This is a genomic window from Arthrobacter sp. B6, from assembly GCF_001663775.1.
Lineage (GTDB): Bacteria > Actinomycetota > Actinomycetes > Actinomycetales > Micrococcaceae > Arthrobacter.
The window spans coordinates 214,415-224,702 of the sequence record NZ_KV467169.1; the positions used below are offsets into that span (position 1 = coordinate 214,415).

Annotated in this window: 10 protein-coding genes; 3 read left to right on the forward strand and 7 right to left on the reverse strand. The window is 65.1% G+C overall.

The annotated features are described in order from the left end of the window. Positions 1–89: 89 nt before the first annotated feature. The 6 genes from yajC to pdxT all read right to left on the reverse strand — a co-directional run bounded on the left by yajC (position 90) and on the right by pdxT (position 4,588). Positions 90–500, reverse strand: coding sequence for a preprotein translocase subunit YajC (gene yajC / locus AU175_RS15605; protein WP_066294257.1), 411 nt, complete (start codon positions 498–500; stop codon positions 90–92). A 189-nt stretch (positions 501–689) separates the two neighbouring features. After that, entirely contained in the window at positions 690–1,778 is a 1,089-nt protein-coding gene (gene ruvB / locus AU175_RS15610) for a Holliday junction branch migration DNA helicase RuvB (protein ID WP_066291692.1), read from the reverse strand. Further along, positions 1,771–2,415, reverse strand: a complete 645-nt coding sequence (gene ruvA, locus AU175_RS15615) for a Holliday junction branch migration protein RuvA (protein ID WP_066291701.1) — start codon at positions 2,413–2,415, stop codon at positions 1,771–1,773. Before ruvA ends, ruvB begins: the two co-directional genes overlap by 8 nt. Positions 2,416–2,504: 89 nt before the next feature. Next, entirely contained in the window at positions 2,505–3,083 is a 579-nt protein-coding gene (gene ruvC / locus AU175_RS15620; protein ID WP_066291703.1) for a crossover junction endodeoxyribonuclease RuvC, read from the reverse strand. Between the two features lie 35 nt (positions 3,084–3,118). Then, positions 3,119–3,874: a YebC/PmpR family DNA-binding transcriptional regulator gene (locus AU175_RS15625; protein WP_066291705.1), complete on the reverse strand. Its 756-nt coding sequence runs from the start codon at positions 3,872–3,874 to the stop codon at positions 3,119–3,121. Between the two features lie 3 nt (positions 3,875–3,877). Beyond that, positions 3,878–4,588: a pyridoxal 5'-phosphate synthase glutaminase subunit PdxT gene (pdxT, locus tag AU175_RS15630; protein ID WP_066291709.1), complete on the reverse strand. Its 711-nt coding sequence runs from the start codon at positions 4,586–4,588 to the stop codon at positions 3,878–3,880. Positions 4,589–4,679: 91 nt separating this feature from the next. Here pdxT and AU175_RS15635 point away from each other — a divergent pair, with 91 nt between their 5' ends. Both AU175_RS15635 and AU175_RS15640 read left to right on the forward strand, forming a co-directional pair. Continuing rightward, entirely contained in the window at positions 4,680–5,972 is a 1,293-nt protein-coding gene (locus AU175_RS15635; protein ID WP_066291711.1) for a Mur ligase family protein, read from the forward strand. After that, positions 5,969–6,745 (forward strand): type 1 glutamine amidotransferase, encoded by a 777-nt coding sequence (locus AU175_RS15640; protein ID WP_066291712.1) that lies wholly within the window; start codon positions 5,969–5,971, stop codon positions 6,743–6,745. The genes AU175_RS15635 and AU175_RS15640 overlap by 4 nt, the downstream gene beginning before the upstream one ends. 59 nt (positions 6,746–6,804) lie before the next feature. Here the strand turns inward: AU175_RS15640 and AU175_RS15645 are convergent, their stop codons facing one another. After that, the gene (locus AU175_RS15645) at positions 6,805–8,064 is read right to left on the reverse strand and encodes a CapA family protein (protein WP_066291713.1); all 1,260 of its coding nucleotides are present in this window, start codon (positions 8,062–8,064) and stop codon (positions 6,805–6,807) included. A gap of 83 nt (positions 8,065–8,147) precedes the next feature. Here AU175_RS15645 and AU175_RS15650 point away from each other — a divergent pair, with 83 nt between their 5' ends. After that, positions 8,148–10,160, forward strand: a complete 2,013-nt coding sequence (locus tag AU175_RS15650) for a M3 family metallopeptidase (RefSeq protein WP_066291714.1) — start codon at positions 8,148–8,150, stop codon at positions 10,158–10,160. Positions 10,161–10,288: the final 128 nt, after the last annotated feature.

Here is a 10,288-nt window from a genome sequence, read left to right on the forward strand (position 1 = left end):
GAACCGCCGGTGCGGGCCTGCGGCTCCCGCCGGCGGTGCTCCGCAGCCGTAGAGGTCTTGTAAGGCCTGACGCAGTGCGCCTGCAGGGCCTAGCTGTCCTTCTTGCCCTCGTCGTTGAGGCGCTTCAGTGTCTCATCCGGGGTCTCGGGTGCCGCGGCGGGAGTGCCGGGAGTTCCGGCATCGTGGATCGTCAGCGAGGACGCGTCGTCGGGGACAACCGTAGGCTCTTCCTCTTCTTCCACAGCAGCCGCCGGCTCCACGATCTTGGTGACTGCCTGGCGGTGAACGGTCGCAAGGTTGCCGGGAGAGAGCTCCAGCACCACTTTGTTTTCTTCATCGTCCATGGAAACAATCCGGCCAAAAAGGCCGAAGCTCGTCATGACCTCAACCCCGGGCGCGAACTGGGACTGCAGCGTTGCTTGCTGCTCTTTGGTCTTCTTGTTGCGGCGGAACATCATAAAGATAAAAATTCCGAGCATGGCGAACAAGACGATGTTCATGGGATCCACAGGGATGTTTCCGATCTGTACTGGCGTATTGGTGTAAGGCGCCGTCCGCTTTGAACCGGGTGGCCGGGCGGCGAACCGCCTGCCATCCACCGGCGGCTGCTGGAGCCGCCTGCGGGAACAAAGAACCCGAACGTGCCGAGCGTCATAACCAGTCTAAAGGGAAAAGCTGAAAGGACGTCGCTATTGACCCTTGGGCGCCCAGTCGACGGCTGTTTCGTCGCCTTCGCTGTCTGTTTCGAAGAGGTCCAGCGGTTCCTGGCTGAACACACCGGATGGGATGGCATAGCCGAGGTGCGTCCAGGCCGGGGCCATGGCGATGCGGCCCCTCGGCGTCCGGCCGAGGAGTCCTTCACGGACGAGGAACGGCTCCGCCACGGTTTCCACGGTCTCGGTCTCCTCCCCCACCGCAATGGCCAGGGTGGACAGCCCCACGGGCCCGCCGCCGAACTTAGTGATGAGCGCTTCAAGAACGGCGCGGTCGAGCCTGTCCAGGCCCCTCTTGTCCACTTCGTACATGTCCAGCGCAGCGGACGCGGCGCGGGCATCGATCTGCTCGATCCCGTGGACCAGGGCCCAGTCGCGCACCCGGCGGAGGAGGCGGTTGGCAATTCGTGGTGTGCCCCGCGACCGTCCGGCGATTTCGCTGAAGCCGGCAGAGTTGACCTTCAAGTCCAATAATCCGGCGGAGCGCCTCAGGACCAGTTCCAGTTCCGGCACCGAATAGAACTCGAGGTGCCCGGTGAACCCAAACCTGTCGCGCAGCGGACCGGGCAGCAGCCCGGCCCGCGTGGTCGCACCCACCAGTGTGAAAGGAGGCAGATCCAGCGGAATCGCTGTGGCACCGGCGCCCTTGCCCACCACAATGTCCACGCGGAAGTCCTCCATGGCCATGTACAGCATTTCCTCGGCCGGCCGAGACATCCGGTGGATCTCGTCCAGGAAGAGGACTTCCCCTTCGGAGAGGGAGGACAGGATGGCTGCCAGGTCACCGGCGTGCTGGATGGCCGGACCGCTGCTGATGCGCAGGGGGGCATTCATTTCGGCTGCCACAATCATGGCCAGCGTGGTTTTGCCCAGGCCGGGAGGCCCCGAAAACAGCACATGGTCCGCACTGCGGCCGCGCATCCGGGAGGCCTGCAGCACCAGGGAGAGTTGCTTCCGGACGCGGTGCTGGCCGACGAAGTCATCCAGGTTTTTGGGCCGGAGGGCAGCTTCAATGGCCCGGTCTTCGGGCTCCTCCACAGCGGCAACTACCGACGCGTCAGCCACGGCTGCCTAAGCGGTTGCCGGCCCGCGCGCCGTCCTGGCCCAGCCAGCGGAGCGTCGTCCGCAGGATTTCGGCCACATTGCCCCGGAAGGAGACCTCGGGGTCGTCTGCCAAGGCCTTGTCAATGCTCGACGTGGCGTCCTTTTCCGACCAGCCGAGGCTGGTCATCGCAGCCACCACTTGCGGTTTCCAGGCGGCCTCGGCCGGAGTGGACACGCTGGCGGCGCCTGCCGTTCCGTGCGGCACCAGCTTGCCCGCAAGCTCCAGCACGATCCGGCCGGCAACTTTGGGGCCGATGCCGGGCACTTTGGTGAATGTTTTGCTGTCTCCGGTGTGGGCGGCGACCCGGATGGCTTCAGGTTCGTGCACGGCCAGGACGGCCAGCGCCAGGCGGGGGCCTACCCCGCTGACGCTGAGCAGGACGTCGAAGACTTCGCGTTCGTCGTCGGAATTGAATCCGAACAGGGTCAGCGAGTCCTCGCGGACGATCAGCGAGGTGAACAGTTTGCCCTCCTCCCCCGTCCGGAGGCGGCTGAGGGTCTGGGGCGTGGCATTAACGCTCATTCCCGCACCGTTGAGGTCGATCACGGCCGTGGAAAGGCCAACGTGGGCTACGGTTCCGCGGAGGAAACTGATCAAGGCCGGGCTCCTGGTGTACTGCCGGGCTCCTGGTGCAGGACCGGCTATCCGAACATATCTACGAATACCCTAGCAAGGTGCCGGGACAATCACCGTGCGCGGCGCGCCTTCGCTTCCGCTTCAGCCCAGGCGCGCTGCGCCGGCGTAAGTGACAGGCTGCCGGGCCCGGTGGTGGCTACCGCGGCCCCACTGCCTGCCCGCCACGCGTGGGTGATGGCCAGTGCCAGCGCATCGGCAGCGTCGGCGGGGCGCGGTGGCGCGTCAAGCCGGAGGATCTTCGTGACCAGCTTGGTCACGGCTTCCTTGTTCGAGTTGCCGCTGCCGGTGACGGCAGCCTTAACCTCCGACGGCGTGTGCAGCGCCACCGGGATGCCCCGCCTGGCGGCGGCAGCGATCACCACGCCAGATGCCTGCGCCACGCCCATCACCGTGCTGACATTCAGCTGGGAAAAAACGCGTTCGACGGCGAGGACGTGCGGTTCGTAGCGGTCCAGCCAATCGTCGATTGCGAGGGCGATAACCAAAAGCCGCTGGTCCAGGGTTTCGTCCGGGGACGTGCCCACTACTCCGACGCCAACCATCGTTGCCCGCCGGTTCCGCTCGACGTCCACTACGCCGATGCCGCAGCGGGTGAGGCCTGGATCAACGCCCAACACGCGAAGCGTCACCCTGAGACAACCGCCCTAGGACGCAAGGCGGAAGGTCACTCGGATTCCAGGGCGGCCTGGACTTCGTCGCTGAGGTCGGCGTTACTGTAGACGTTCTGGACGTCGTCGAGGTCTTCCAGGGCGTCAACGAGCTTCATGAACTTCTTGGCAGCCTCCAGATCGAGGGGTACCTCCATGGACGGAACGAACTCAGCCTCGTCGGTGTCGTATTCGATTCCGGCGTCCTTCAGGGCATCGCGGACGGCCTGGAGGTCCTTGGGATCCGAGTGGATCTCGAATGTATCGCCGTTGTCCTTGACCTCCTCGGCGCCGGCGTCGAGGACTGCCATCAGCACGTCGTCCTCGGTGAGGTCCTTCTTGGGCAGGGACACCACGCCCTTGCGGCTGAAGAGGTAGCTGACGGAGCCGGGATCGGCGATGGTGCCGCCGTTGCGGGAGATGGCAAGGCGGACTTCGGAGGCCGCACGGTTCTTGTTGTCTGTGAGGCACTCAATAAGCAGGGCCGAGCCCTGCGGGCCGCGGCACTCGTACATGATCTCGGTGTAGTCGACCACTTCACCGGTCAGGCCAGCTCCGCGCTTGATGGCGCGGTCGATGTTGTCCGCGGGAACGGAGGTCTTCTTGGCCTTGGTGACAGCAAGTTCGAGGCTCGGATTGCCAGCGAGGTCCGGACCGCCCATGCGGGCAGCAACTTCGATGTTCTTGATCAGCTTGGCGAACGATTTTGCACGGCGGCTGTCGAGGATGGCCTTCTTGTGCTTGGTCGTTGCCCATTTGGAGTGGCCTGACATGCTTTACGCTTCTCCTCTGATCATGCGGATAAAAAGTTCGTGTACGCGTTTCTCCCCAGTCACTTCCGGGTGGAAGGAGGTGGCCAGCAGTTGGCCTGAACGCACTGCAACAATTCTAGCCGTCCCCGGCAGGCTTGCCGCGTGGGACGCGTGTTCAGGGTCTGCAGGCTCCACCTGGGCCAGGACCTCGACGCCTGCACCGGCGCGTTCCACCCAGGGGCCGCGGATAAACACGGCGTGCACCGGGGCCACACCGGATTCCGTGGCGCTGAATTCCAGGCCCTTGAAGTCCAGGTCCGTTTCGAACGATTCGCGCTGGCGGCCGAAGGCGTTGCGCCGCACCGTGATGTCCAGTCCACCAAAGGTCTGCTGCGGATTGCCGGCCAGGTCGGTGGCCGGGTCCGCGATGTCGTCGGCCAGCAGGATCATGCCGGCACAGGAGCCGTAGACCGGGAGGCCCTCGCGGATGCGGTCCTTCAACGGCTCTGCCATCTCAAAGGCCCGGGCCAGCTTATCGATGGCAGTGGATTCGCCGCCGGGAATGATGAGTCCGTCCAGGCCGTCCAGTTCCTTGGGGCGGCGGATTCCGACACCGGCGGCACCGGCGGCCTCCACGGCCTTCAGGTGCTCGCGGAAATCGCCCTGGAGTGCCAGGACGCCGATCCGCAGGCCCGAGCCCGCGCGTGCTGAAGCGTCCGAAAGGGGAGTTGTCATCCATTCAGCATAAGGTGCGGACGGCCAGCGCTGGCGCCGGAAGCCCTTCCCGGGCACGGTTCTATGCCGTTACTGGGATATATTACAGAGCATGCTTTACATCAGTGTTCCGCTCGGCAAGCTCGTCCGCCGGGTGTCCCGGCTCAGGGGTGGTGGGTCCGCCCTGCCCGGGCTGGTGGTCGAGAAAATCGATCCGGGCTTTATGCAGCGGACACTGGCCACGCTCCCCCATGGTGTGGCCGTGGTGAGCGGAACCAACGGCAAAACCACCACTACCAAGATGGTGGTGGAACTCCTGGAAAGCCAGGGCCTGAAGGTCTTCACCAACCGCACCGGCAGCAACTTCACCCGTGGGGTGGCCGCCTCCCTGCTGGGCGAGGTGGACTGGCGTGGCAGGCTCACGGCAGACGTCGCAGTCCTGGAGTTGGACGAAGCGCACGCCGTGCACTTCGTGAACCAGGTGGCGCCCCGGTACAGCCTCCTGCTCAACGTCCTGCGGGACCAGCTGGACCGCTTCGGCGAGATCGACAAAACGGCACAGCTCCTGCAGCAAATCGCCGCCAAGACCACTGGGACGGTGGTCCTCAACCGCGAGGACCCCCGGGTGGCCCGGATCGCGGACACACTGAGCGGCCAGGACGTTCAGTACTTCGGCCTCGACGAGTCCCTGCTCAGCACTTTCCCCAACGACGATGACATGCGGGCAGCGCCCGGCAGTCCCGCCCCTGCCGCCCTCCCCCAAAAGCCGCCGGCCGACGTCGTCCTGCGGAAAGTGGGGCCCGACACTGCCGATTTTGAGTACGACGGCGTCACGGTCACCACGACGATGAAGCTCCGCGGCGTCTACAACATCTTTAACGCAGCAGCGGCGCTGGTGCTCGCCCGCAGTATCTGCGGTGGCGGCGCGGCGACGGCCGACCACAGCACGCTGCTCACCGCGCTGTCCCAGGTGGCTCCGGCGTTCGGCCGCGGTGAAAGCCTGACCGTGGACGGCCAGCCCCTGGACCTGGTGCTGGTTAAGAACCCCAGCGGTTTCCGGCTGGGACTGAAGTCCTTCCCCGCCGGCGGCTACGCCACCATGATCGCCATAAACGACAACTACGCCGACGGCCGTGACATGTCGTGGCTCTGGGATGTGGAATTCGATTCGCTGCGCCACAGCGGCGTGGATCAGCTGACAGGATCCCGGGCCTACGACATGGCGCTGCGGCTGCAGTATGACGACGTCCGCGTCGGCTCGGTCCAGCCGGACATCACGCCCGCCCTCTCGGCGTTCATCCGCGAGGCCAAGGACAAGCCGAAGAGGATCTTCTGCACGTACACAGCCATGCTGGCCATCCGCCGGGAGCTCTCCAAAATCACTACAGTCGAGGTCGTCTCATGAGCCCGGACACGCAGAACCCACAGGACAAACAGGGCCAGCAGGACACGCAGGGAAGCAAGGGCACCATCCGCGTCGTCCAGCTCTATCCGCGGGACATGAACATCTACGGCGACTGGGGCAATGCCTTGGTCCTCAAGCAGCGGATCAGCTGGCACGGGTACTCCCCTGAGCTGCTTGAGTACAACGTCGGCGACGATTTCCCGACAGACGTGGACGTGATTCTGGGTGGCGGCGGGCAGGACAGCGGTCAGCTGATTATCCAGGATGACCTTCAGCAGCGGGCCGGTGTCCTCACCGAACTGGCGGAGGACGGTGCTCCGATGCTGCTCATCTGCGGGCTGTACCAGCTGTTTGGAAAGTTCTTCAAGACGCGCTCGGGCCCGGTCATTCCAGGCATTGGCGTGCTGGACGTGGAAACCCACGGCACCAACGAACGCCTGATCGGAAACGTCAAGGTTGCAACTGCCGAGTTCGGTGACGTCCTCGGGTACGAGAACCATAGCGGGCAGACCACACTGGGCAGCGGTGTCCGCCCGTTGGGAACGGTAGCCAAGGGAACCGGCAACAACAGCCGCGACGGCCACGAGGGTGCCCGCTACAAGAACATCGTGGCGAGCTACCTGCACGGATCGCTGCTGCCCAAGAACCCTGCCATCGCCGACTTCCTCATCCGGACCGCTGCGGAACGCAAGTTCGGGGCATTTGTCGCCGGCAGCCCGGACGACCGCTACGCCGTGCTGGCCCGGGAACACGCCGCGCGGCGTCCGCGCTGAGCGACACGCGCTGAGCGATAGGCGCTGAGTAGTAAGCGCTGAGCCCGGCCGGCGAGGGGTCAGGGCTCCTTGGTGATCAGGAGTTCGTGCGCTCCTGCCGTTGCGGCCCCCATGGACTCCACCACGGTGGCGGTCCTTAGCCTGGTGGCCGCGTCCGCCTCGGGTGTGGCGCAGACGCCCTGCGGTGCATCCGATGCCACGGAGCACCAGCGGTATGGATCGCGGACGATGACGGAAGGGGCCCATGCCAGGTCGGAGGCGGCCCATTTGCCGGACGCATCCTGGCTGAACTGGGCCCGCACCAGCAGGCCCTCATTGTTCACGACATACCAGGGCGACAGTTCGGTGACGCCGTTGCCCAGCCCGTAGACGATCCAGGTACCCTTGTAATTCTCGATGGGCAGCACGGAGTGGGTGTGGTGGCCATAGATCATGGTGAACTGGCCGCTGTCCACCAAGGCGTGCGCCACCTCCTGCTGCTGGGCGTTGGCAACGCTGGCGTACTCGTCCCCCGCGTGCATGGCCCCGAGCACAATATCTGCGCCGAGTTCCCGTGCCCTGACGGCCTTGGCGATCATGGTGGGTGCGTCCAGCATGTCAACTTGCCACGGGTATTCAGGGGATAGCCCGTTGAGGCCGTACGTCCCCTGGATGATGGCAATCCTGGCGGCCGGTGTCTGCATGATCAGGATGCCCTGCGACTCCGCCTCGGTGCGGTAGGAACCGGTGTGTTTCAGGCCGGCAGCGTCCAGGGCGTCAAGCGTCCGCAGCAGGCCGTCCGTGCTCCGGTCGATGGTGTGGTTGCTGGCCGTGGTGCATGCCTGGTATCCCACTGCCTTGGAGGCGGTGATGATCTGCGGCGGGACATTGAACGAAGGGTAGGCCGAGAAGGGCCCATCGGGCCCGGCTACCGGAGTTTCCTGGTGGCAAATGGCGAGGTCGCTGGCCTGGATGTACCGGCGCTGGCCTTCAAGGAGCGGCGTAAAGTCCAGCCCGGATTTCCCCGCCGCGGCGGCATCCTCCTGGGCCTGCTGCCACAGCTGCGTGTGGACCAGCATGTCGCCCGTCACCAGGACGGACGTGCAACGAAGGGTGGGGCATGCAGGCCCCGCGCCCGGGGTGGGCGTAGGTGTGGGAGTTGGTGCCGGCGTCGGCGTGGCTGCGGGCTGGCCCGTCCCGGGACCTGCACTTGTCCCGCCGCTTGCGGTCGGCCCGGTCTGTTCGGCCACAAGCCCGCAGCCGGCCATGGCCGTGGCAATGATGACCGCGGACAAGGCCGCACCGGCACGCGCGGCAGTAGCTCCAATTTTGTTCCCCATAAGCGCAATTCTAGGTTTGGAACCAGGCAGAAGCCCGCATTTGGATCATTGAGATGCACGTCCTCATATGAAAGCTTTATTTCATGACGAATCCGCTCTTCAGTCCCAGTCCTTTGCCCTACCAGCTGCCGCCGTTCGCCGGGCTTTCCGAACAGCACTACGCGGAGGCGGTGCACGCAGGGCTGGCCGGGCACCTCGCCGAAATCCAGGCCATCGTGGACAATCCGGACCCCGCGACCTTTGTGAACACTGCCGTCGCCATGGAGCGGGCAGGCCGGCTGCTGGAACGGGCAGCTGCGTCCTTCTTCACCCTTGTCTCAGCCGACGCCTCGGATGAGATCCGCAACCTGGAAACTGACCTGACGCCGCTGCTCACGGCACATCAGGACGAGGTTTACCTGAACCGTGCCCTCTTCGACCGTTTCGCCGCCATTGACACCACGGGCCTGGACCCGGAGGCCGTGCGGCTCGTTGAGGAATACCTGAAGGAGTTCCGGCAGTCGGGGATCCAACTGGACGGTCCGGACCAGGAACGGCTAAAGGCCGTGAACGCGGAGCTTTCCCGGCTGGGCACAGACTTTGGCCAGCGGGTCAAGGAAGCCATGAAATCTGCGGCGCTCCTGCTGGATCACGAGGAGGAACTGGCAGGCATGCCTGCCGATGACATCGCCGGCGCGGCGGAAGCCGCCCGCGCGGCGGGGTACGACGGCAAATTCCTGCTGACACTGATCCAGCCCAGCAACCAGCCCGCCATGGCTGTCCTCGAAAACCGGGACACCCGCCGTCGGCTGTTTGAAGCCTCTATCGGGAGGGGCAGTGCCGGCGGCAGCCTTGACGTCCTGGAGCTCGTACTCTCGATGGCCAGGCTGCGGGCCGAACAGGCAAGACTCCTGGGTTTTGCCAACTACGCCGAACTGGTGGTGGACCGGCAGACTGCGCCGGATTTCGAAGCTGTCCAGGCCATGTTGAACCGGTTGGCCCCTGCCGCCGTCCGCAACGCGGACGCCGAAGCCGCGGCGCTTGCCGACATTGCCGGGCACCCGTTGGAGGCGTGGGACTGGGCGTTCTACTCAGCCAAGGTCAGACGTGAAAAGTATGCCGTTGATGAGCAGGCGCTCCGTCCCTACTTCGAGTTGGACAGGGTGCTCAAGGACGGGGTCTTCCATGCGGCCACGTCGCTGTTTGGCATCACCTTCCACGAACGGCCGGACTTGGAAGGCTACCACCCGGACGTCCGGGTTTGGGAGGTCCGGGATGAGGAGGGCAGCGGTCTGGGACTGTTCCTGGGCGACTATTACGCCCGGGACTCCAAGCGCGGCGGAGCGTGGATGAACTCGCTCGTGGAACAAAACGCCTTGTTGGGCACCAAGGCAGTGGTCATCAACAACCTGAACATTTCAAAACCGCCCGCCGGGGAGCCCACCCTCCTGACGCTGGATGAGCTGCGCACCACGTTCCACGAGTTCGGGCACGCGCTTCACGGGTTGTTCTCCAGCGTGACGTACCCGCGTTTCTCCGGTACAGCCGTCCCCCGAGACTTTGTGGAATACCCGTCGCAGGTCAACGAGATGTGGATCCTGTGGCCGGAGGTGCTGGCAAACTACGCGCGGCACCACGCCACCGGTGAGCTGCTCGCCCAGGACGTCGTGGACAGGCTCAACGAATCACGGCTGTGGGGCGAGGGCTTCGCCACTACTGAGTATTTGGGCGCCGCGCTGCTGGACCTGGCCTGGCATGTGCTGGACGAAACCGGGATTCCGGAAGACGCCCTGGCCTTCGAGGCAAAATCCCTCGCCGCGGCCGGAGTGGCCCACGCCCTGATTCCGCCCCGCTACCGCACCGGCTATTTCCAGCACATCTTCGCCGGGGCAGGCTATGCGGCGGGCTACTACTCGTACATCTGGAGCGAGGTCCTGGACGCCGAAACGGTGGACTGGTTCACCGAGAACGGAGGCATGACCCGCGCCAACGGTGAACGCTTCCGCCAGGAGCTGCTCTCACGCGGGAACAGCCGAGACCCGCTGGAATCCTTCCGCGCCCTGCGGGGACGCGACGCCCAACTGGAACCCCTCCTGAAACGCCGAGGCCTGGACTGACCCCCGGCCTTTCCTCTCCCCCTCCTGGAGTTTTTGTCCACATCGGGCGACTTCCGGGGCCTCTAACCCGCCGTAGCTGGACAAAAACTCGCGAGGGTGGGGAAACGACGACGGCGGGGGGGCGCCCC